The 21,522-nt window shown below is 41.3% G+C and carries 23 protein-coding genes and 1 tRNA gene; 9 read left to right on the forward strand and 15 right to left on the reverse strand.

The features are described 5' to 3' along the window. Window positions 1-170: 170 nt before the first annotated feature. Window positions 171-962, forward strand: a complete 792-nt coding sequence (locus tag ACTJKG_RS02335) for a hypothetical protein (protein ID WP_440738249.1) — start codon at window positions 171-173, stop codon at window positions 960-962. A gap of 139 nt (window positions 963-1,101) precedes the next feature. After that, entirely contained in the window at window positions 1,102-1,476 is a 375-nt protein-coding gene (locus ACTJKG_RS02340) for a hypothetical protein (RefSeq protein WP_440738536.1), read from the forward strand. A 303-nt stretch (window positions 1,477-1,779) separates the two neighbouring features. Here ACTJKG_RS02340 and ACTJKG_RS02345 read toward each other — a convergent pair whose 3' ends face one another. From ACTJKG_RS02345 to ACTJKG_RS02380, 8 genes are all read right to left on the reverse strand, one after another. Beyond that, on the reverse strand, window positions 1,780-2,700 hold the full coding sequence (locus ACTJKG_RS02345; protein ID WP_440738250.1) for a DUF5712 family protein: 921 nt from the start codon (window positions 2,698-2,700) through the stop codon (window positions 1,780-1,782). Between the two features lie 10 nt (window positions 2,701-2,710). Further along, window positions 2,711-3,265 (reverse strand): BfmA/BtgA family mobilization protein, encoded by a 555-nt coding sequence (locus ACTJKG_RS02350; RefSeq protein WP_440738251.1) that lies wholly within the window; start codon window positions 3,263-3,265, stop codon window positions 2,711-2,713. 356 nt (window positions 3,266-3,621) lie between these two features. Continuing rightward, window positions 3,622-3,939: a hypothetical protein gene (locus tag ACTJKG_RS02355; RefSeq protein ID WP_440738252.1), complete on the reverse strand. Its 318-nt coding sequence runs from the start codon at window positions 3,937-3,939 to the stop codon at window positions 3,622-3,624. Then, window positions 3,936-4,205 (reverse strand): helix-turn-helix domain-containing protein, encoded by a 270-nt coding sequence (locus ACTJKG_RS02360; protein WP_347531115.1) that lies wholly within the window; start codon window positions 4,203-4,205, stop codon window positions 3,936-3,938. Before ACTJKG_RS02360 ends, ACTJKG_RS02355 begins: the two co-directional genes overlap by 4 nt. Before the next feature lie 211 nt (window positions 4,206-4,416). Beyond that, on the reverse strand, window positions 4,417-5,178 hold the full coding sequence (locus tag ACTJKG_RS02365) for a hypothetical protein (protein ID WP_440738253.1): 762 nt from the start codon (window positions 5,176-5,178) through the stop codon (window positions 4,417-4,419). 842 nt (window positions 5,179-6,020) lie between these two features. Continuing rightward, entirely contained in the window at window positions 6,021-6,416 is a 396-nt protein-coding gene (locus tag ACTJKG_RS02370; protein WP_440738254.1) for an ORF6N domain-containing protein, read from the reverse strand. Window positions 6,417-6,491: 75 nt separating this feature from the next. After that, the gene (locus ACTJKG_RS02375) at window positions 6,492-7,712 is read right to left on the reverse strand and encodes a site-specific integrase (protein ID WP_440738255.1); all 1,221 of its coding nucleotides are present in this window, start codon (window positions 7,710-7,712) and stop codon (window positions 6,492-6,494) included. A gap of 250 nt (window positions 7,713-7,962) precedes the next feature. After that, a tRNA-Glu gene (locus tag ACTJKG_RS02380) sits at window positions 7,963-8,034 on the reverse strand. Between the two features lie 194 nt (window positions 8,035-8,228). On the opposite strand from ACTJKG_RS02380, the gene ACTJKG_RS02385 reads away from it, so the two are divergent. The 6 genes from ACTJKG_RS02385 to ACTJKG_RS02410 are packed head-to-tail and all read left to right on the forward strand — an operon-like array spanning window position 8,229 to window position 14,601. After that, window positions 8,229-8,510: a DUF427 domain-containing protein gene (locus tag ACTJKG_RS02385; RefSeq protein WP_172335820.1), complete on the forward strand. Its 282-nt coding sequence runs from the start codon at window positions 8,229-8,231 to the stop codon at window positions 8,508-8,510. Between the two features lie 2 nt (window positions 8,511-8,512). Then, the gene (locus tag ACTJKG_RS02390) at window positions 8,513-9,898 is read left to right on the forward strand and encodes a mercuric reductase (protein ID WP_440738256.1); all 1,386 of its coding nucleotides are present in this window, start codon (window positions 8,513-8,515) and stop codon (window positions 9,896-9,898) included. Between the two features lie 9 nt (window positions 9,899-9,907). Next, entirely contained in the window at window positions 9,908-10,870 is a 963-nt protein-coding gene (locus ACTJKG_RS02395; protein ID WP_440738257.1) for an ABC transporter ATP-binding protein, read from the forward strand. After that, complete coding sequence (locus ACTJKG_RS02400) at window positions 10,863-12,437, forward strand: ABC transporter permease/substrate-binding protein (protein ID WP_440738258.1); 1,575 nt, start codon at window positions 10,863-10,865, stop codon at window positions 12,435-12,437. The genes ACTJKG_RS02395 and ACTJKG_RS02400 overlap by 8 nt, the downstream gene beginning before the upstream one ends. Before the next feature lie 4 nt (window positions 12,438-12,441). Beyond that, on the forward strand, window positions 12,442-13,590 hold the full coding sequence (gene egtB / locus ACTJKG_RS02405) for an ergothioneine biosynthesis protein EgtB (RefSeq protein WP_172335816.1): 1,149 nt from the start codon (window positions 12,442-12,444) through the stop codon (window positions 13,588-13,590). A gap of 18 nt (window positions 13,591-13,608) precedes the next feature. Continuing rightward, a complete protein-coding gene (locus ACTJKG_RS02410) occupies window positions 13,609-14,601 on the forward strand; it encodes an L-histidine N(alpha)-methyltransferase (RefSeq protein ID WP_172335815.1) in 993 nt (330 codons plus the stop codon). A 179-nt stretch (window positions 14,602-14,780) separates the two neighbouring features. Here the strand turns inward: ACTJKG_RS02410 and ACTJKG_RS02415 are convergent, their stop codons facing one another. After that, window positions 14,781-15,602, reverse strand: a complete 822-nt coding sequence (locus tag ACTJKG_RS02415; protein ID WP_172335814.1) for a phytanoyl-CoA dioxygenase family protein — start codon at window positions 15,600-15,602, stop codon at window positions 14,781-14,783. 126 nt (window positions 15,603-15,728) lie between these two features. Between ACTJKG_RS02415 and ACTJKG_RS02420 the strand changes: the two genes are divergently transcribed. Further along, window positions 15,729-16,625 carry an AraC family transcriptional regulator gene (locus ACTJKG_RS02420; RefSeq protein ID WP_172335813.1) on the forward strand — a complete coding sequence of 299 codons (897 nt, stop codon included), beginning with the start codon at window positions 15,729-15,731 and terminating at the stop codon, window positions 16,623-16,625. Between the two features lie 10 nt (window positions 16,626-16,635). Here the strand turns inward: ACTJKG_RS02420 and ACTJKG_RS02425 are convergent, their stop codons facing one another. From ACTJKG_RS02425 to metF, 6 genes are all read right to left on the reverse strand, one after another. Beyond that, a complete protein-coding gene (locus ACTJKG_RS02425; RefSeq protein WP_172335812.1) occupies window positions 16,636-17,289 on the reverse strand; it encodes a response regulator transcription factor in 654 nt (217 codons plus the stop codon). Between the two features lie 138 nt (window positions 17,290-17,427). Further along, window positions 17,428-18,210, reverse strand: coding sequence for a sensor histidine kinase (locus ACTJKG_RS02430; RefSeq protein WP_440738259.1), 783 nt, complete (start codon window positions 18,208-18,210; stop codon window positions 17,428-17,430). Next, on the reverse strand, window positions 18,186-18,821 hold the full coding sequence (locus ACTJKG_RS02435) for a hypothetical protein (RefSeq protein WP_172335810.1): 636 nt from the start codon (window positions 18,819-18,821) through the stop codon (window positions 18,186-18,188). The genes ACTJKG_RS02430 and ACTJKG_RS02435 overlap by 25 nt, the downstream gene beginning before the upstream one ends. Window positions 18,822-18,861: 40 nt before the next feature. Beyond that, window positions 18,862-19,377 carry a hypothetical protein gene (locus tag ACTJKG_RS02440; RefSeq protein WP_172335809.1) on the reverse strand — a complete coding sequence of 172 codons (516 nt, stop codon included), beginning with the start codon at window positions 19,375-19,377 and terminating at the stop codon, window positions 18,862-18,864. Window positions 19,378-19,773: 396 nt separating this feature from the next. Then, window positions 19,774-20,331: a hypothetical protein gene (locus ACTJKG_RS02445; protein WP_172335808.1), complete on the reverse strand. Its 558-nt coding sequence runs from the start codon at window positions 20,329-20,331 to the stop codon at window positions 19,774-19,776. An 86-nt stretch (window positions 20,332-20,417) separates the two neighbouring features. After that, window positions 20,418-21,374 carry a methylenetetrahydrofolate reductase [NAD(P)H] gene (gene metF, locus ACTJKG_RS02450; RefSeq protein ID WP_172335807.1) on the reverse strand — a complete coding sequence of 319 codons (957 nt, stop codon included), beginning with the start codon at window positions 21,372-21,374 and terminating at the stop codon, window positions 20,418-20,420. Window positions 21,375-21,522 lie beyond the last annotated feature (148 nt).

The raw sequence follows: 21,522 nt of genomic DNA on the forward strand, positions 1-21,522 counted from the left end.
TATGCAATCTATATGAAATTTACAATACGTGGTTTTACGTTTTTACTTGGTGAAAATATCCATTGCTTTTTGTTGATTTATTTTAGCATGACTCCCAGATTGTTTGAAAAACCGAAATGAATTATTGATATTAGTATGGAGCTTCTGCTAACTGCTCACCTTACACTAATATGGATTACCTGCAAAAAATCGCCAATCAATTTGGCTGTACGACTAAGTCTCAAGAAGCCGCCAGTAAGAATTTTAACGAAAAATCTTTCCGGGCATTGATCATTGATAATTATAAGAGCTATCAAGTTCATATTGATGAGTACGGACTATTATTTTCTGTTAGAATAATAGTATTCTCAGATTTTACTTTATCGGTCAATAATCCGGACCAGGCCTTTGCAATTGATCGCCCAGTCAATCGAACTGATACCGACTATGATCTATTTCTATTGAATGAAAAACATTTTGGCACGGCGAGCCGGTTTAAATACGATCCTTTTTTAAGTGAGGATTTTAACCGGTTCTGGCCTAGTCTTCAGAAATACTTTCACGCTCTTAATTTAGCAGATGATGAGGCGATCATCATTCGGGAGAATGGTATGTTTCTAACCTTGCAAAATAAGAGAGACCTTGTTCCCATTATTAATGAAACTATCAACCTGATCAACGAAAGCGAGAATATATTTGTGATTAAAAGTAAGAGGTTACTTTCTTCAGCCCCCTTCCCCGATAAACTGAAACCTCTTTTGCCATTCTTGAAAAAATGGGGTGTCCCAGATGAACATGAGCGGAGGTTATTGATTACCAATAGCAGGGATTGGCAAAAGGCAAGACTAATCCGCAACATAGCTCCGCTCCAAAATGATATTGAGACTTTTTTAAAGTCAATAAAAAATGGCCGCATTAACGCTGAGGTTCTTTTGTTGAGGAATCTTTCTAAATTGGTTAGTGAATTGAAAATAGAAAAATAGCTTTACGGGCTTGTCTCGGAAATATGAAACACTATTCTCCTTATTGCACACGCCAGGCTATTGTACCGTTTAAGCAACCGAAGCTATTAGCAAGGAACCTGTCACGGACTCCGACTCTTTTCTCGGGGTAGGGCAAGGGATTAGCGGATTCCCGCTTGACATCAGCGAACTGGATATCACCAGACTCGTCGGCCCCTATAGTGATATTGAAACCATTAAAATCGTCCGCGACCGAAAATCCGGAAAATGCAAAGGCTACGCCTTTTTGGAAATGCAGAATGAAGCCGCCGCCAACCGGGCTATCGCAGCCTTCCATAATCAACCATCGGGTGACCGGCTATTAACCCTGAAAATAGCGACCAGACCACAAGGCGTATCCCCCAAGGTCAAAACCCTTAACGAAAGGCCCTTGCATACCTATGTAAAAGTTAACCGGCCCGGAGAACAAGCGATCAAAAACAAACGCCCCCGAAAAATTTTCCAAACCACAGACCCCGGCCCCGACAACGGCTGAGCCCGGTATCATAAACACACAGGGCATTCACCGCTTAAACAACCGGAGCCGATAGCAGGAAAACTGTCAAGGGCCGCGGCGATAGCCGTGGTTTATAAATACTTGACATTTTTCCTGCGTGGCTAATTTTGTGACCGCGGTGCGATGACCAACCGATATTTTGCGCGTCAGCCCAGCAGGCGTGTATGAGGAACGAATACTTGCCTGCGTGCAATGGCGAGGCTGGCGGTGGAATGCAGCCCGGAGCGAAGCGCGTGGTGGTATTTCACCGTCTGCCGCAGCCAAGCGGCCAATGAGCATCTATCACATCGATTGGCCATAACTTTGATCCAGGTCATGCCCACGCTTCTTTTTTCTTCTCTTCCTTGTACTGTCATCCTGTGCGGGAGCCACATAAACACCTTGCCCATCCAATAATATATCCAAAAGCCCCTTACCCTGATGATAGCTTTGCTGCCTTTCTATTTTAGCCACCTGTTCCTGTTTTTGCTGTTCTTTGACTTCCTGCCTCTGTTCATAAGAACCATGCTTTAAAGTGTTAACATAACGAAAAGATTCCCCGACCTCCCGCTCATAACCAAAAGCTTTGTCAAACAATCTTTCTGTAGCCTGCTTGAAAGCGACCCGGTCAAACTGACCTACTTGCAGGCTATGCGCAGCATTGGTCCCTCTTGAATTATTCAAAGGGCTCAACTTGATACTATTACTGGCATCCTTCCGGCTGACAATGACCTGTATATGCATCTGCTCACCCGGCTTCCTATCACCCCGCATTGCCTTTCCTTTTCTTACTTCCAGATCTTTATACGTATAGTACCTATGATGCTCCAACTTGCCATAATACACCAGATCTTTGTTTCCATCAATACCCTTTCGTTTAAAATTCTTCGCGTAAGCATCCATCACCTCATTGGCATAGGCTTTCAGATATACCTTAGCACCCTTTTCTCCAAATTTTGATTTCAGGAATAGCTGTTCCTTTTCACTCGGACTGATATTGATTAGGAAAAACTTCACGTCATCTTTGGATAGCTTAGCCACATTACCGTCAATACCCTGCCTGACTTCATAAGCCTGGATATTATTTCTTCCGGCGTTGAACCAGTACTCTGGTTCGTTATTCAACTGCTCTGCTAACCGGTTCTCCTTCTCCAGGTAAGCGACCAGCTGGCTGCTGCTGCCTTTGTTATTACCCGTTTCGCTCTTCGTGATATTGACATGCATGATATAATCCTTATAAATTCCTGAGCATACTCCTGGTATGCCTGATCAAATCATCTTTTTCTACCTGCTTGGTCAGCACATTCATTTGTTCCCGACTGTTGATATAATGTTCCAGTATCTCTGAGAACTTGCCTTTCAGCCTTGCTTTATCATATTGCGCGGTATCCAACCCCGACAGGTATTTGGACATCTGCGCAATGTTCTTTGCCTGTTCCGCATAAGCCGTTTTTTGCTCATCATTATGCACCAGGATATGATCATTAAAGAAATCCACGATCTTACCTTGTACCGTAATCATCCGCTCCGAATCCTTCTTCATGGGGATCAATAAGTCCTGTTCCTGTGTTTTGATAAAAGCGACAATATTATCGGTCTTGCGATTGATCGCGTTTTTTAGCAACTCATCATTCAGGTCCCTGGGATCTTTCTTACTCTTATAAAAATAGTCCACCATATAGATAAACAGATCCAGCTTAGTCAGACCATGCTTATTCGCCAAACTCAGCAGCTTTTCATCCGTTTTAACCGGGAACCGGATGGTTTTTACATTTTCATCTTTGGTCATATTACCTACCATTTCTTCAAAATCGGTATACCGCCGGGTATACCGAAAATATAACCTATCATATTAAGCGGGGGTTAAGTATACCGCAGGTATACGCGAACCGGCCCTGCCCCGCAGGGCGAGCGGAAAAAGTCGGGTGCGCCCGACTTCCGCTCGCTCCCTCCGCTTTCGCGAAGCGACCGGCACTTTTTTCCTGATTTGCGAAGCAAATCTTTACCGGTGCAGCCAAGGGCTACACCGGATTTGTAATTATATAGCTGAATATCTGACTATATCTATATCGGAATAACCGGTTATTCCGATATGCGGTTATCCTTATAGCCCGAGATACGGATATACCGATATAAAATACCGGGCTATACTTCCCAACCGGCAGGCCAGTAAACCTGGCTGCCGAGTTTGGGATGGTATGACGGCTGATAACGGATGTAACCATATTCGTCAAATTCTTTGATACACTTGTGATATGTTGCAATAGAGGCTATCCGGCTAAAAGCCATCAGTGTCTTTCTGGTAACAGAAAACGGGCTTTTGAAACCAGCGCGTTGCCATTGGACGAATAATGCGCTGAACAAGCTGATGTGTGTAGTATTCAGTCGCCCGTCCATGCTCATGCGTTTGAGCAGCTTGCTGTAACCGGCAAGTTCACTCACCGCAATTTTATGAATACTCATTGCAGACCTCCTTCCAGTAGCTTGTTGATGTCGTCGAGCTTGTAATACATGATGCTGCCGATACGGGTAAAACTCAATGTACCGTTGATACGCAGGTTCTGTAAGGTGCCTGGTGATATTTTGAGCAGCTTTCTTACCTCGTTACTTTTGAGCCATTTTTTGGACTGGCCCTGACCGTCCAGTTGAACGAGTTTCTTAATTTCTGTTAATAGTTCGCTTTTAAATTCATTCAGATCTCCTTTAGTGATCAATTCACTTGCTTGCATAATCGCCTCCTTCGTTAAATCGTTACTTAATACTTATCCCGTCGGTGCCGGATACGAAGCAAAGATGTGTGCATGGCGATATTGTTCATTACCATAAGCCAAGCTATGGTAACGACAGGCAAAGCATAGTGCTGAAAAAGAATGTGCTGAGTAGTTTAGAAGCAATTGTTAACGTTTGCCTGCAAAAGAAAAGTGAACCTAAAATCCGGTCTTAACTTGCCCTGCGTTTTGCCGAAATGATATTGAAATACTGGTTTTCGGAAGGAATAGCAGATGACCTGCCACTCGGATTACTCGCGTCACGTGGATAGTAGCGCCGCACACGGTCTAATTTTATCGGTTCACCGTCTTCCTGAAAGTACCGGCAGATCAGTTTGGCCCAGGTGATGGGCATCTGCGAAAATACCAGTTCCTTATCGCCTACTTTTAGTGCCTCAATCTTCTTGAAAAGGTCAACCACAGTGAGGAAATGACCGCCGGCAATATTGATCGGGTAGTCGGTATCCAATTTCTCAGCCTCCCTACGCTCGTCCATAAGGCGTTGCAACTGTTCTTTGAGTATCTTGATCTGGCCTTCCTTCTCCGCGATGATCTCAGCCTGGGTACGGCCAAGGTTCCACTCATCGATACCTTGAAGATATTCTGCAAACCGGTTAAGGTGAAATTTATTCCGGAAATTAAGGGCATGGCCGGAGGTGTACCTGTCCTTATGTCTTAATTGTGCAATGGCATCCTGTATGACTTCCCACACATACCTAAAATACTCCTGTTTGGTTGCATCATCGTAGTTAGCTAAAAAGAATTGCAGGTGGTATTTATACAATTCATCGAATTCTTGTTCCCTCTTTCGATAAAGCAAATTGAGAAAGTGGTTGTCCTCAACTTTTTTATTCCAAAAAAGTGGGCGACCTATATCATTAGAGTCTTTGTTAAAATCGAACGGTGACCGGTGTTTGAAGTATTGTTCACGCATAGGTTAGATTTTAACCTAAAGTTAATAACTTGATTAAATATTACATTTAGGAAAATGAACAATATTCCAGTATATCGAATATTAGGTTTAAAGGAGTCGTTTTATGAAAAGTAAAGGACTATTTTCGAACTGCATAAATTAGAATTTACGAATTCTATCCCATAAGTAATATATGCTTGAACTAATCAGGTGGATATTCCGTCATGCCTGACCTACTGTTCCATGCCCATTTGACCAATTAGTTGGGTTGATGAAATCAAATTTTAAATATCTGGTTCAGGTACTTAGCATGGTCAAAGTGTCATGGAACTCGATGAACTTTTTTTCGGAACGCATTGATCAACGGCTTCAGAATATCCAGATAGATGTTCGGCATAATCGCTTATGCTTATTCCGTCAATGCCAGCACTTCCCCCATTGTCTCTTACATGCTTGTAAGCATCCAGCACCATTCTTTTGGTGATTGGATGTGTTTTTGTTTCGTAATAATCAATCATCCCTTTTAAAGTTGTTGTTTAAATTGAAACCAATCTGGTTCAGCCCTTTGCTCTTACCTGCTTTCGCAGGTCGTCATCACTACTACGGCTGAATCCGTCCCTGCATCGTCTTGCGGTATTTACCTTACAGGTTCTCTGCTTGTGCGTTCCCCTAATTTAGACAATGCAAGTTCTCTTGTTCCGTTAAATCGCCTGACACGGATTCCTGCTACCTATGCACCGCCTGCCGCTTAGCCAGCTTCAGTTTACTGCCGCAAAGCTTTGTCTGGATGAGATTGTGAGCTCTTCCATTTTGACAGAATTTCCTTCACATATCGATGTTTTAAGAAGGTAATTTACTTTCGTTCAGCTATTCGTGTCGTACCTGACAGCTATCACGCTGCCTTTTCCCCGGTCGCTTAGTACCATCGCCTTTCGGATGAAAGCACCACCGGTTGGTTTGCAGGATCTGTCTGTCAGCCCCTGCGGTGGGCCATACCACCATCGTTTTAACAGCATGCGACCTCTCGTCGCTTCAAGACGCACCACAATTTGTGATGTCAATGATGAATATTCGTTTTCCGAAAGCTGAAACATGAAGTCGGGCGGGAATCTTTTTAGATTTCTACTTACTGATTGATTTAAAACACGTGTTTCAATATGATATAATTCCGCCAAATCGCTGGCCAGCATTGTTTTATGCCCACGGATATAATAGATTTTATTCATGATGATTTCATCAGGTATCAATTGCTTTTCCATTTTTTTAGATTGAAAGGGTAAGGTGGGAATAAGCCCTATAGAGTGCCATTTTACCACCCTATAGAGTTTTAATTATTAAACGGTTAGATATTTCTGTTTGAGAGCGGCCATATCCTGGCTCACTTTTAAATCCAATATCTTAGCATAATGCTGGGTAGTTTTGATATTGGTATGCCCCAACATTTTGCTGACCGTTTCTATCGGTACGCTATTGGATAGCGTAACTGTTGTGGCAAATGTGTGTCTTGCCAAGTGGAAAGTTAAGTGTTTAAGAACATCCGATAAGTCAGCTATTTCTTTGAGGTAAGCATTCATTTTTTGATTACTCAATACAGGTAATAGCAGTCCTTTATTTTCACACTGCGGATGATCCTGATAGCGGTTTAATATTGCTAAAGCTACAGGAAGCAATGGTATGCGTGATGAAGTATCCGTTTTTTGGCGACTGGTAAATATCCACTGCTCGCCGTCTATGCCTATACCAATCTCGTTGCGCCTTAGTTTCTTTACATCCGCATAAGACAAACCCGTGTAACAGCAAAAAACAAAAATATCTCTTACCTGCTTCAGGCGATCAATCGTAATCTTCGGGGATGTCGTAATACTATCCAGTTCCTGCTGTGTAAGGAAAGTGCGCTCCTTTGCCTTTGCAGCAGATTTAAAATTAATGAATGGATTTTGCTTTAGCCAGCCGTTTGCAATACAGTGATTCGCTATTTTTTTAAGATGTTTAATATACTTGGCAGCAGACACCCCGGTAATTTTACAATCTGCTTTCAGGTAAAACTCAAAGCCAGTAATAAAGGCGTGGTTTAATTGCCCGATCTCTATATCCGTTTTGCCATATGCTTTTTGCAGGAAGCCGGTAAGGTGTTTTTCAGACGTATTATATCCCTTTAGTGTATTCGCCTCGAACCCATTACCGATCAATGCTTTTATTTTCGCATTATGTTCAGCAAAGAGCTGCATCAGATAGCGGTTCTTTTCTGTTTTTCCTGTGAACTGATTCTGAAGGCTTTCAGTAGTGATGTGCTGGTTGGCATCAATCAGCACCTGGTGCGCATTTCTAACTTTAGTTTGCAGGCTGTCCAGATAATTGTTAAGCGATTTGATTTCTTCCTTTGTACCGATGGCCCGACCTGCATGGCTGTTCCATTTGGCCGGATCACATTCACGTCCGGCAGACATGTCTACACGTTTGCCATCTACGGTAATGCGCATGTAAACGGCCATCGGGCCCCCTTTGTAGTTTTTTTGCTTTCTGAGGTAAAAAAGCAGATGGAAATTACTTTTCATAATTACAAGCTTAAAAGTGAAACAAAAGTAAGTTTGCAGCCTGCTTTCATCAAGATATTCACCATTTGAACATCTTGACAATCAAATAATTATGAACAATTCGGTGCGTAGTTATTTACCATTTAGGTACGCACCGAATTTGTCCCTTTTTTGTGGTAATTTGGTGCATAAAATGGCGTTTTGACATAAACAAAAAAACCTGCAATCATTTGATTTGCAGGTTTTTAGCATCTTTCGATATTGTTTTTAGTAGCCCGTAGGGGAATCGAACCCCTGTTTGAAGAATGAAAATCTCCTGTCCTAACCCCTAGACGAACGGGCCTTTTTTATTTATTTTCCCTTGTTTTGGGATTGCAAAGATATAGCTTTATAGATAAATTAAAAATAAAATTTAAAAAAAATATTTTAGCCCTAAATGGCCCCCTTTTTAAAGAGGTTTCAAACAAAATCGTCCATTTATCATTGTAAATGTTTGCCATGTTAAAGCTATCTTTATAAATAAATAAAACATACTTTATGAAAGCAATTTGGAACGATCAGATCATCGCTGAAAGTAATGATACTATCGTGGTCGAAAATAATCACTATTTCCCGATAGAAAGCGTTAAGGCCGAATACCTTGAAAATACCGATACTCATACTACTTGCCCATGGAAAGGACTGGCATCTTATTATACCCTGAATGTGGATGGTAAAAAAAACCAGGATGCCGCATGGTATTATCCGCAACCGAAGGAAGCGGCAAACCACATTACCAATTATGTGGCTTTCTGGAAAGGTGTTAAAGTAACCGAGTAAACATGAAGAAGTACGATGCCATTATTATCGGCGCCGGGCAAGCGGGTGCACCATTAGCCAAAAAACTGGCTATTGCGGGCAAAAAAACTGCCATTGTCGAAAAAAGATTTTATGGTGGTACCTGCGTAAATGATGGTTGCACACCTACAAAAACCATGGTGGCATCGGCAAAAGCTGCTTACATGGCCAGTAAAAGCGCGGAGCTTGGTGTACTCATAAAAAAGTTTTCGGTGAATATGCCTCAGATCAAAAAACGCAAAGACGAGATCGTACTTCGTTCACGCAATGGGGGGCTGCATGCGGCAGAAAAAACTCAAAACCTTGATGTATTATTTGGCGAAGCTACTTTCACTGGGCATAAAACTATTCAGGTAGAGTTGAATAATGGCAAAAAACAAACTCTGCAGGCTGATCTTATTTTTCTGAACCCCGGCGATAACCCTTTCATACCCAAAATAGAGGGCTTGAGTGATATTGACTACCTGACATCAACAACTATACTCGATCTGGATTATGTTCCTGAGCATTTATTGATATTGGGTGGTAATTATATCGGCCTGGAGTTTGGGCAAATGTTTCGCCGGTTTGGCAGCAAGGTTACTATATTAGAAAAATCAGCCAGGATCGTATCACACGAAGACGAAGATATCTCTATCGAAATGCAAAAGATATTGGAGGCCGAAGCCATTACTATCTATAACCAAACACAAGCTACAGGATTTAATCAGAAAAAAGGTGGTAAAATAACCGCCACGATATCTGTACATGGTAAAGAAAAAAAGGTCAAATGCACACATGTATTAGTAGCCGTTGGCCGCACCCCGCAAACAGAGGCACTTAACTTATCCAGTACAGGTGTGGCTGTAGACGAAAAGGGTAATATTAAAGTAAATAACAAACTGGAGACCAGCACTCCCGGCATATACGCCCTTGGTGATGCAAAAGGAGGGCCAGCATTTACACACATCTCTTATAACGATTATACCATTGTTTACCGAAATCTCATCGAAAAACAAGATCTGAATACAGATGATCGCCCAGTTCCTTATTGTATGTTTACCGACCCACAGTTGGGCCGGGTAGGGATAGATGAAACCGAAGCTAAAAAACAAGGCTTAAATTTCAAAGTGGCCAAATTACCCATGGCCCACGTAGCCCGCGCTATAGAAACCGGGGATACCCGTGGGTTTATGAAAGCTATTGTTGACACCAAAACAAAAAAGATCTTAGGAGCTACTGTTTTAGGCCCCGAAGGCGGAGAGATCATGACCGTGCTGCAAATGGCGATGGAGGGCGGCATTACGTACGACCGGATCCGCTATTGTGTGTTTGCTCATCCCCTGTATTCAGAATCATTAAATAACTTGTTTATGACCCTGGAGGATTAACCCCCGCTTATGATAAAGGTTAAAGATATAAGCAAGCATTTTGGTAAAGTTAAAGCGGTTGATACCATTAGCTTTGAAGTTCAGGAACAAGAGAACCTCATTCTGTTAGGTACAAGTGGATGCGGTAAAACTACTACCCTTAAAATGATCAACCGGCTTATAGAGCCAACATCAGGCAGCATTTTCATTAATGGAAAAAACATTGTCGATGAACAGCCTGAAACGCTAAGACGTGGCATTGGTTATGTTTTACAAAACAATGGACTATTTCCACATTATACGGTTGCCGAAAACATCGCCGTGGTACCTCAATTATTAAAGTGGGATAAAAAGAAAATAGCTGATCGCACTGCCGAGTTAATGGAAAAACTACACCTTAGCTCCGATTACCTGCATGCTTACCCCAATGAATTAAGCGGTGGTCAGCAGCAGCGCATTGGCTTGGCCCGGGCCCTGGTGTCTGATCCGCCGGTTTTATTGATGGACGAGCCCTTTGGTGCTTTGGATAACATTACACGAGCCTCCATTCATAAAGAATTCAAGGCACTTGATGAGTTAAAAAGAAAAACCATCATTATGGTTACCCACGATGTGCAGGAAGCTTTTGAGCTGGGCGACAGGATATGCCTTATGGACAAAGGAAAGATTATACAATCTGGCACACCGACCGATCTACTGTTCAGCCCAGCAAATAACTTTGTGAAGGATTTTCTAAAAGACCAGCGCCTTCAACTGGAGTTCAAGGCGATACGGCTACTGGATATTTGGGACTTGTTGCCCGATCTCCACAAAACCGACCAATCACCCACAATATCTGCCAATACAAATCTATGGACCGGCCTCGAACAGTTTAAATTTACTGATTCAGAGACGATCAGTATCAGCAAAGACCAAAACGAAATAAAAATCATTGGATTTGAGCAGCTCATGTCGGCATTTAACCAATATAAAAATAAACAGGGGCATGAATGAGCATCAGCAAACCTTACTGGAGTTTATGCAGCAGCAGGCCGATAAGCTGGCAGTGCAAACTATGCAGCACATCGGACTTACCTTTATATCGCTCTTTTTCGCAGTGTTGATAGGTTTGCCCCTGGGTATTGTTATCGCCCGTAAAAGAAAGCTTTCTGGTTCTGTCCTGGGCTTTGCCGGTGTACTGCAAACCATTCCGAGCATAGCTTTGCTGGGTTTTATGATCCCTCTTTTAGGAATTGGCCCCAAACCGGCTATTGTTGCTTTATTATTATATGCCCTGCTACCTATTATCCGGAATACCTATACCGGTATTACCGGGGTAGATGCCGCGGTAAAAGAGGCCGCCATTGCCATGGGCATGAGCAAATGGCAAATATTATTCAAGGTAGAACTTCCACTGGCTATGCCGGTTATTTTGGCCGGTATCCGCACTGCTACGGTCATTAATGTAGGCGTGGCAACACTGGCATCCTTCATCGCAGCGGGAGGCTTGGGCGAGTTTATTTTCGGTGGCATATCGCTCAACAATACCAATATGATCCTTGCCGGGGCTATTCCGGCAGCTTTACTGGCCATTATTTTTGATTTTCTGTTATCACTGGTACAAAAACTCAATTTCAGAAAACTTAAACGTAGCAGTTATGCACTGCCTATTGTTCTGTTGCTGTTATCATCGTTTTATTTTATACCCACTGCCTATGGAAGTAAGCTTACAGCCGGTTTTACGCCCGAGTTTATGGGTCGGCAGGATGGTAACCTCGGCTTAGAAAGCAAATACGGCTTAAAGATCCATACCATTGTGATCAGTGATGCAGTGATGTACAAGGCAGCCTATCAAAAAGAGCTGGATGTGATCAGCGGATACTCCACCGATGGGCGTTTAAAAGCTTATGGCCTCGTAGTTCTGGATGATGATAAAGGCATATTCCCACCATACTATGCCGCGCCAATTGTAAGGAATGACGCGTTGAAGAAATTTCCGGAACTCGAAAGAACACTGAATTTGTTATCCGGCAAAATAAATGATTCCGTGATGACCGATTTAAATTACCGTACTGACTATCTTCACCAAAGCCCGGAGCGGGTAGCCAAAGATTTTTTAGTGAACCATAAGCTGTTTAAACCAGCCCGTAAAACCAATGAAGAGAACATTGTACGCATTGGCTCTAAAATATTTGGCGAACAATATATACTGGCCAATATGTACAGCATGCTTATAAAAGGGTATACCAATTATGGCGTATCCACAAAAACAGGCCTTGGCGGAACAAAGATTTGTTTCGATGCATTGACCAATGACCAGATAGATTTTTACCCCGAATATACTGGCACGGGTTTATTAGCCATATTACAAGCCCCATCAAAAACAATAAATGAGGTAACTAAAAATAAAGATAGCACTTACAATTATGTGCAGCGGGAATTTAAAAAACAGTACCAGGTAAGCTGGCTAAAACCCATCGGGTTTAATAATGCGTATGCTTTAATGATGAGAGAGCAGCAAGCAAAAAGTTTAAATATTAAAACAATTTCTAACCTCAAACGATATTTGAATAGTAAATAGTCCCATGAATTTAGTTGATTGTTATAAGAAAGTACGGCAGCGTACCGAATACATTTGTAGCCCGCTGCAAACAGAAGACTACGTGGTACAGCCTGTGGTAGATGTTAGTCCGCCTAAGTGGCATATTGGACACACCACCTGGTTTTTTGAAACTTTTATCCTGAAACCTTATTTCATGGGCTACCAGGAGTTCAATCCCAACTACAACTATGTCTTCAACAGCTATTACGAAACTGTTGGTAATCGCGTTATTCGTACAGACAGGGGCAATTTAAGTCGCCCAACCGTTAACGACATCTACCAGTACCGGGCCTACGTAGATGAAGCCATGGAAAAATTTCTGAGCACGGAACCCTCGGGGGATATTAAAGAGCTGCTGATATTAGGCTTCAATCACGAAGAGCAGCACCAGGAACTGTTACTAACCGATATCAAATATATTTTAGGCCATAATCCATTATTTCCTCCATATTCAAGCAGCTATGTATCGCCTAAGGTGATTACTGCAGATGTTGATTTTATCAGCATCGATGAGGGCATCTATGAAATAGGATTTACCGGTGAAGGGTTTTGTTTTGATAACGAACTAAACCGCCATAAGGTTTATTTAAACGCCTATGAAATAAGCGCGAACCTGGTAACCAATGCCGAGTATCTGGAGTTTATCAACAGCGGTGGGTATCATGATTTTCGGCATTGGCATGCTGAGGGTTGGGATTGGGTGAAGAATAATCAGATCGAAGCACCGCTTTACTGGCACTTAATTGATGAGGAGTGGCATAATTACACCTTTCATGGTTTAGAATTGCTTAACCCTAACAACCCGGTATGCCACATCAGTTATTTTGAAGCATATGCATACGCTTCCTGGAAAGGGCTCCGCTTACCAACCGAGTTTGAATGGGAAGCCGCGGCAACACAATTTAGCTGGGGCAAAAGCTGGGAATGGACAGAAAGCTCTTATCTGCCTTATCCAGGCTTTGCCAAAGCCCCGGGAGCCATCGGCGAATACAACGGCAAGTTTATGGTAAACCAAAAAGTATTACGCGGCGCTTCGGAAGCTACCCCGCCGGGACATAGCCGCATCACTTACCGCAATTTTTTTCAAACAAATTTACGCTGGCAGTTTACCGGCATCAGGCTTGCTAAATAATTGCATAATTACCTCAATATGGACTCAACCTTAGCACATACGGACTTGAACGACCCATCACAAACAAAAACCGACTTGTTTTACAATGATGTGATAACCGGATTAAAATCAACACCAAAACGGTTAAACTCAAAATACTTTTATGATGCCAATGGCGATAAGCTTTTTCAGGAGCTCATGAACAGCCCGGAGTATTACCCAACCGACTGTGAGCTGGAGATATTTTCTGAAAAAACCGCCGAAATTGCAGATGCTATTGTTGCCGATGGTGATGCCTTTGACCTGATTGAATTGGGTGCCGGCGATGCCACTAAATCAAGTTATCTGCTTAAATATTTATTGGAGAAAAAAGCCGATTTCACTTACCTTCCTATTGATATTTCTGAAAATGTAATAAGCTATTTGAATATGACCCTCCCGGTTACTTTACCCGGTTTACAAATCACGGGCCTAAATGGCGAATATTTTCAAATGCTTACCAAAGCGGCCTCTATTTCGTCCCGTCGTAAGGTGGTTTTGTTCCTGGGATCAAACATTGGCAATATGCCTATAAATGATGCTATTGAATTTTGCAGGGAGTTACGCAAACATTTATCGCCGGGTGATATGGCCCTCATTGGCATGGATCTTAAAAAAGACCCTAAAGTTGTGCTGGCCGCTTATAATGACAAAGAAGGCATCACCAAACGGTTTAACCTTAATCTGTTGGCGCGTATTAACCGCGAACTAAACTCCAATTTCGATATCTCTAAATTTGAGCATTACCCAACTTATGATCCGGAAACAGGTGCTTGCAAAAGCTATCTCATCAGCACCGTTGACCAGCAGGTAACTATCAATGACAAAGAAACTATCGCGTTTTTAAAAGACGAGTATATTTACATGGAAATATCTCAAAAGTTCACCATTATGCAGGCCGATCAAATAGCTATCAATACAGGCTTTGTACCGGTAGGGCAATTTTTCGATACCAAAAAATGGTTTATTGACGCTATCTGGATGGCCGCATAATTTTTTGAACAGACAGTCTGTTTTGTTACAAAAGCGGGTTTACATGGTTTACACTTTTTAGGGTTAACATTATATTCAAATAATTGATAATCAATAATTTATATACAATTTCCATCAAATAATGGATTAAAAGTGTAAACCATCATGTTAACCCAAAAATCATGGTTCAGACAAAAATATTATAATAGTTTCGGGTTCAACTCCGAGTCGATCAATCCACCTATAGGTTTACCCATGAGCCATTTTTGATGGTCGTTTTTTTGCCATTCATTTTTGTAGGGGATTATCCGGGCACCATCAGCCACATAAATAATGGTCATTATCTCGCGCATCCGATCTGAATTATTACCCGGCGCGTTATGAATAGTAAACCCTCGGTGCCAGGTGGCATCGCCCGCCTTCATAGTTTTGGCTCTGCTGATCTCAAACCCTTTTTGTTTTACATAATCATCAAAGAGCGATTCTGATTCGTCAGAAATTTCATGGTTAAAAACCGCGCCGTCAACATATGATCCCGACGCGAAAGTTAACATACCCATATCTACATCAATATCAACCAGGGGCATCCACATGGTTATGGTATTGTGGGTATCAATAGGCCAATAATACTGATCCTGGTGCCATGGAGTAGGCCCTCCGCCGGGCTCTTTGAACAAAGCCTGATCATGATATAGCCGCACACTGTCAACCCCCATTAAATCGGCAGCTATTTTTGCCATTCGCCGGGCGGTAACAAATTTTTTACTATCAGCATCAGCCTGCCATAAGTTCATGATCTGTAAAAAAGCCTTCCCGTAAGTGTCTCTTTCCTCCAGCTTGCGCTTTTCTGTATTATACCTTTCTGCGGCCCCTACTATTACAGGCCTATAGGCGTTTATCTCTTCTTCTGAAAGAATGTTTTTAATTAATGTGTGTCCCTTTTCGCGAAACTCTTGAATACTTTCGGCAGGTAATTTCTTAAAATTATCAAGCTCAGGCAGATAGGTAGATGCACTAATCATAATTTTATTAGCTTTTTTTTCAAAGGAAGCTTATCTTTATATAAAAAAAAATGAAATGAATGGCAGGAAAGTGGCGTATATTATCCACCGCTCAATAAAATTCATTACTTTACGTTAAAATATGCAATGATCAAAGCCTCTTACGAAGTCCTTCAGCCCGCAAACAGTCAATCATTCCTTGTCCGGAAATTTGATAAACTGGCATTTGATGCCCCTTACCATTTTCATGAAGAATATGAATTGACATGTGTTATTAAAGGCACAGGCAAACGCTATGTGGGCAGCCACATGGAAGATTTTGTTTCTGGCGACCTGGTATTACTTGGCCCCAATCTTCCGCACTGCTGGAAATTGGAATCCAGTGAAATACCTATTGAGGAAGCCAGCGCCATAGTAATACAATTTAACGACGCTTTTTTGGGCGATGAGTTTTTTAATAAATTTGAGCTGCAGCACATTAAAAAACTTTTTCAAAAAAGTGGCTGCGGTATTTTATTCCACTCCGACACGCAAAAAGAAGTAAAAGAGCTTTTGCTAAAATTGGCTGATGAAAAAAGCAATTTCCGGATATTGATATCCTTGCTGGAAATATTACAACGGATGGCATCATCCGAAGATTATATACTGCTCGATCAGCACCGGGTGATAGCCGAGCGCTCCCTGGCAGAACGTGAGCGGATAAATCCGGTATTAGCTTATCTGGTTGAAAATTTCAGAAAACAGGTTTCATTAGATGCGGCGGCAAGTATAGCTAACATGACCACTAACGCCTTTTGCAAGTACTTTAAAAAGGTAACCCGTAAAACATTTATGGAAACCATAATTGAGTACAGACTTAATTATGCTATACAACAACTGGTACAAACAGACAAGCCCATATCAGAAATATCTTTTGAAAGTGGTTTTGGCGATGTATCGCACTTTTACAAAATGTTTAAGGCTAAAATGCACCTGAGCCCACTTAATTACCGCAAAAGGTTTATGCGTAACCTGCTTAATGACGATAAAAAGTTATCTGCTTAATACCCGGGGGTTATACACTGATTATACCGCGTTTAATAGCATATATAACCAGGCCTACCAGGTTTTTTGAACAGGTTTTTTCAAATAAGCGCGCCCGGTATCCTTCAACGGTTCGTACGCTCAGGAATATTTTATCAGCTATTTCCTGGTTGGAGTATTCCTGGCAAACCAGTTTCAGCACCTCAATTTCACGTTCGTTAAGATCGGCCTTGTTGTTTGGAATACTATCGCCGTGCTCATTGGTAACCAATTGCTTGATCAGCGTTATGGATAAGTGTTCGTTAAAGTAAAAACCCTTGTGATATACTGTTGATATGGCTTCAATGATCTCCTCCGGTTCGGCATTTTTAAGCAGATAACCCGATGCCCCGGCCTTCATCATATCTACGATATATTTGTCTTCGTTAAACATCGATAGCGCCAGTATCTTGATATGCTTATAGTGTTGGTGCACATAATCAGCGGTTTGGATACCATCCATCTCGGGCATCTTGATATCCATCAATAATACATCCGGAGATCTATCGGTTAACAGCCCAATCAGTTCTTTGCCATTTGATGCTTCTAATATCAGGTCAAAATCTTCACAATCTTCTAACGTTGCTTTTAATCCGTTCCTGAAAATTTTATGATCATCAATAATGCCTAATTTTATCGTACTCATTGTATAACAAATAGTTGGCTATAAAGATAGTAAATAGTATCAAGTAGCCAGTGTCAAGTATCGTGATTATTCGCGGTTAAATATAGCACATCTTATGATCAAAGTCGTGATACCTGATACTAACTACTTGATAATGAATTATGCTATTTTTAATCTAATAGTAGTAAATGTACCCGCCGATGGCTTGCTTATAATATTAATTTCGCCGTTGATGAGTTGTACCCGGCTTTCCAGGTTCTTAATACCGAACCCTTGTTTTACTTCATTCAATTTAAATCCCACTCCGTTATCTTTAAATTCCATCACCATAAAATCACCCTCCTGTTTTACCGAGAGATGAATAATAGTAGCATCAGCGTGCTTGATAGCATTGCCAAAAAGCTCCTGCGCTATGCGGTATAGCGCCAGCTCAATTTCATGGGGAAAACGCTGGTCGCTTATTTTTTTTTCAAACCTTACTTTAATACGTGTAGCCTGCTCTACTTTATTACCCAGAGCTTCCAAAGCTATCAGGAAACCGTAATCGGTAAGCACCGGGGGTAAAACGTTGTGGATAATGTTGCGTATTTCCTGGATACTCTCGTCAATTAGTCTTCGGGTATCAGCCAGCAGGGGCTGGGAGCTTTGGCTGATGCAGTTTTTATCCAGCCGGTGCATATTGAGCTTAATGGCCGACAGAACTTGCCCCACACTATCATGCAAATCTTCGGCAAGGCGCTTGCGTTCGCTCTCTTGTGTTTCAAAAACAGCGTTCATCAAATCGCCTTGCCGCTGATCATGCAGCGTACGTAATTCTTTCTGATTCTTCAGCATTTTACGCTGGTAAATGATCACAAAGAAAAACAGGCAAGTAATTAATATAACAACCACCAAAGTCCCGATAATTAATACCGGGATCAGGTTGTTTCCTGTGGCTTGCAAAATAATCCTACTGAAAATAATATATTGGAAATAATGTTAGTTATGCTGTTAATGATATAATAATTGGGCCGATCTTCAAGCGGTATTTGTGTAAATATCATGAAAAGAAAGATATTAACAGCATAATATATCAGAACCCCCGCATTTATCCAGAAAAGCCCTTGCTTTTCAATATCAACAAATTTTTCAGGATTAAGTAGCTGATAAAAATAAGTCAATGATAAAAAGATAAGTAAAATACCCATAGCTGTTTTTGAAACAGAAGGATATTCCTGCAAATTCAAACTATGATATAATGCTATAATTAAGGTAACTGCAGAAAGCGTTATAGTGATCTTTTTTAAAACCGGCTTTGTGAAAAGCTTATAATAGATAACTGTAAAAAACGAAACCGTGACTATAATATTAATATGAATAGACGGCATGTTGTTCTTGACATGGAACCAATGAGGCAAGATCCACATAATTGGATCAAAAAGCGATTCAACAAGAAAAAAGGCTGCGGCTATTTTTAATACTTTATCAAGATGTCTATAATTATAAATAGCCGTAACTACAGGGAAAAAACCTGATATTGTAGAAATAATGACCAATGTAACATCGATAGCCATACCTTAGGGTTATAGAATATTTATCAAAGTTTTTAAATAATCAACCGCCTGTTAGCTTGTTTTTAGGACAACCCGTTGAGCCTGGGCAAGGATATGAATCATCACCTAAGGAGTTATCGTCCATAGAGTCTAATAATTTAAATGTCTTCACATTGGTTGAATATGTCGTAGACATAACGGTCTCACCTTTCATATCGCCAGGCAGCATATCTTCACCATCTTCGGTAACACCTGATATTACAAAACGCATATCGCCATCGGCATTGGCAATGGTTTTGATAAAAAAGTTACCAATGGCTACAAAAAACTTTTGAAAACCACTTAGCTGTTGCCTGTTGGCGTAATAAATACGGATAGCCAAGCAACCTGGCTGAGCAAGGATCTTGTTGACAATCACCTGTCCAAAAAGCTGGGAAATAGCTGCGCCTTTGGGGCTGCGGTGCCTGTGATTGGCAGTAAACCTCGCGGCACTATCAAGGCTTATAACGGCGCCTTCGTTACCAGTGATAACACCTCTTGCCTGTTGTGTTTCTGTTGTTGTAGTTGTTGTTTCCATGATTTTAATTAATAGGGTTTGGGATTAGTGGTTAAAACTAACATTAATTAGTAATTAATTCAACAAATCCGAACCGGGACGTAAAACTTATCCCAGCATTAACAATCACGTAATAAACTCATAAACAGCAAATAACAAGCTTCAATTGATTCCAGGGAAGTATAAGATCACGTAATTTTACGTATCAAAAACTGTAATATTACGCGGCGCATAAAATGCTATTATTATGCCATATAAAGCCTTTATGCTAAAGGTCTGTATAATTGACGCAAATAGTTATTAACAATAATTAACAAGCAGATATTGCCGGCATTAAATTTATTATTTAGGTTTATAACAACTATAAACTGATCTTATAAATAAGGGCGAAGCCTTAATGCGCTGCCCTTTTACATTTTAAAACAATCGTAATATATAGGAAAACTCGTACACAATAAAAACAATCACCAATACGGCATGAAATGCCCGATTGTTTACTTTTATAGCCACCATGCACAGCACAAAGTGAGTAACGTTACGGATGGGGTATTCAATGCCGTAATGATGCAGGTAGGTGTTGCCTTTGATCAGGGTATCAATAATATCAAGTAAATAGCTAAAACCCAATATGCCGAAGATCCATTTTCGGCGGGAGTAAAAATAATCTTCATAATCTTTATAATCATTCAGGTCATCGGGATATAGTAAAGCGCAAACACTATAGTATACTACGATGTAAATAATTACAAAAAGGTATTCGGCAAAAAGCCAGTGTTTAATATCGTGCAGATTATACTCCCACCACCAAAAATGGAGCAGTAAGATAAACAGGTAAAACGACCATAGGGAATGTACCCAATAGGGTTTACTGCGCCCAGGATGCTGAATTTGCTTGGCAGCTCCCCGGAGCAGGTGCGTAATACTCAAACCCAGTATAATACCAATGGCAGACTTGATATGGCTGAAAATATCCATAGGCAACTGTTATGGAGAATAATAAAACTAAAAATATAAATTTTTAGTCAGCATTTTAGCTCCAAAACATTTAGAATAGCTAATTACTAAAATATAGCCTCGGCTATGCGTTTGGTTGGCCCGGCGTTGCTCATGGTATAAAAATGCAATACGGGCACACCAAATTTCACCAGCTCTTTACATTGGTTTATCATCCACTCAATCCCCATATCTTTTACATCTTTTTCTGATTTACATCCGTGAATAGCATCACACAAATCCTCTGGCATATCAATATGAAAAGTTTTGGCTAAACCTGTTAATTGTTTTGAAGTGGTGATAGGTTTCAACCCTGGTATAATAGGTACCGTGATGCCGTTGGCCCGGCAATTGTTCACAAAATCAAAATATTTCTGATTATCAAAAAACATCTGGGTAACAATAAAGCTGGCACCCATATCTACCTTTTGTTTCAGGTATTTAAAGTCTGTTTTTAGGTTTGGGGCTTCAAAATGTTTTTCGGGATAACCGGCCACCCCAATACAGAAATTGGTTTTGGCGATATTATCATAATCTTCATGCAAATAAACACCATTGTTCATGTTCACTACCTGCTGTAGCAGATCGGTAGCATAAGCATGCCCGTTGGGTGTAGGCACAAACGATGAATCGCTGCTGCGGGCATCGCCACGCAATACCAGTACATTCTCGATACCCAAAAACTCCAACTCGATCAGGGCGTTCTCCGTTTCATCACGGGTAAAACCACCACAAAGCAAATGCGGAACGGTATCTACCTTATACCGGTTCATGATAGCCGCGCAGATGGCAATAGTGCCGGGGCGTTTGCGATAGCTTAATTTCTCCAACAAACCATTGGGGTGCTGCTTATAAATATAGTCCTCGCGCAGCGAGGTCACATCAATAAATGGCGGCTTAAACTCCATTAACGGATCAATAGCGTTATATATGCCCTGTATGCTTTGTCCCTTTAGTGGTGGAATTAGCTCAAAAGAGAAAAGTGTTTTGCCTGCTGCATTAGCTATATGTTCGGTTATTTTCATGGTTCGGGTTGCGGGGCTCGGGTTGCGTTTTTATCATTCCGTCATTGCGAGATTTTTATTCTTCCGTCATTGCGAGCGTAGCGTGGCAATCCCTAACTATACAAAGCGACTCTGCTTATTGGGGATTGCCACGCTACGCTCGCAATGA

It is taken from the genome of Mucilaginibacter sp. 22184 (assembly GCF_052045695.1).
GTDB lineage: Bacteria > Bacteroidota > Bacteroidia > Sphingobacteriales > Sphingobacteriaceae > Mucilaginibacter.

Coding starts and splice junctions, on each gene's coding strand:
- ACTJKG_RS02335 (WP_440738249.1), top strand. CDS start 171: ATGGATTACCTGCAAAAAATCGCCAATCAATTTGGCTGTACGACTAAG.
- ACTJKG_RS02345 (WP_440738250.1), bottom strand. CDS start 2,700: ATGCATGTCAATATCACGAAGAGCGAAACGGGTAATAACAAAGGCAGC.
- ACTJKG_RS02350 (WP_440738251.1), bottom strand. CDS start 3,265: ATGACCAAAGATGAAAATGTAAAAACCATCCGGTTCCCGGTTAAAACG.
- ACTJKG_RS02355 (WP_440738252.1), bottom strand. CDS start 3,939: ATGAGTATTCATAAAATTGCGGTGAGTGAACTTGCCGGTTACAGCAAG.
- ACTJKG_RS02360 (WP_347531115.1), bottom strand. CDS start 4,205: ATGCAAGCAAGTGAATTGATCACTAAAGGAGATCTGAATGAATTTAAA.
- ACTJKG_RS02365 (WP_440738253.1), bottom strand. CDS start 5,178: ATGCGTGAACAATACTTCAAACACCGGTCACCGTTCGATTTTAACAAA.
- ACTJKG_RS02370 (WP_440738254.1), bottom strand. CDS start 6,416: ATGGAAAAGCAATTGATACCTGATGAAATCATCATGAATAAAATCTAT.
- ACTJKG_RS02375 (WP_440738255.1), bottom strand. CDS start 7,712: ATGAAAAGTAATTTCCATCTGCTTTTTTACCTCAGAAAGCAAAAAAAC.
- ACTJKG_RS02385 (WP_172335820.1), top strand. CDS start 8,229: ATGAAAGCAATTTGGAACGATCAGATCATCGCTGAAAGTAATGATACT.
- ACTJKG_RS02390 (WP_440738256.1), top strand. CDS start 8,513: ATGAAGAAGTACGATGCCATTATTATCGGCGCCGGGCAAGCGGGTGCA.
- ACTJKG_RS02395 (WP_440738257.1), top strand. CDS start 9,908: ATGATAAAGGTTAAAGATATAAGCAAGCATTTTGGTAAAGTTAAAGCG.
- ACTJKG_RS02400 (WP_440738258.1), top strand. CDS start 10,863: ATGAATGAGCATCAGCAAACCTTACTGGAGTTTATGCAGCAGCAGGCC.
- egtB (WP_172335816.1), top strand. CDS start 12,442: ATGAATTTAGTTGATTGTTATAAGAAAGTACGGCAGCGTACCGAATAC.
- ACTJKG_RS02410 (WP_172335815.1), top strand. CDS start 13,609: ATGGACTCAACCTTAGCACATACGGACTTGAACGACCCATCACAAACA.
- ACTJKG_RS02415 (WP_172335814.1), bottom strand. CDS start 15,602: ATGATTAGTGCATCTACCTATCTGCCTGAGCTTGATAATTTTAAGAAA.
- ACTJKG_RS02420 (WP_172335813.1), top strand. CDS start 15,729: ATGATCAAAGCCTCTTACGAAGTCCTTCAGCCCGCAAACAGTCAATCA.
- ACTJKG_RS02425 (WP_172335812.1), bottom strand. CDS start 17,289: ATGAGTACGATAAAATTAGGCATTATTGATGATCATAAAATTTTCAGG.
- ACTJKG_RS02435 (WP_172335810.1), bottom strand. CDS start 18,821: ATGGCTATCGATGTTACATTGGTCATTATTTCTACAATATCAGGTTTT.
- ACTJKG_RS02440 (WP_172335809.1), bottom strand. CDS start 19,377: ATGGAAACAACAACTACAACAACAGAAACACAACAGGCAAGAGGTGTT.
- ACTJKG_RS02445 (WP_172335808.1), bottom strand. CDS start 20,331: ATGGATATTTTCAGCCATATCAAGTCTGCCATTGGTATTATACTGGGT.
- metF (WP_172335807.1), bottom strand. CDS start 21,374: ATGAAAATAACCGAACATATAGCTAATGCAGCAGGCAAAACACTTTTC.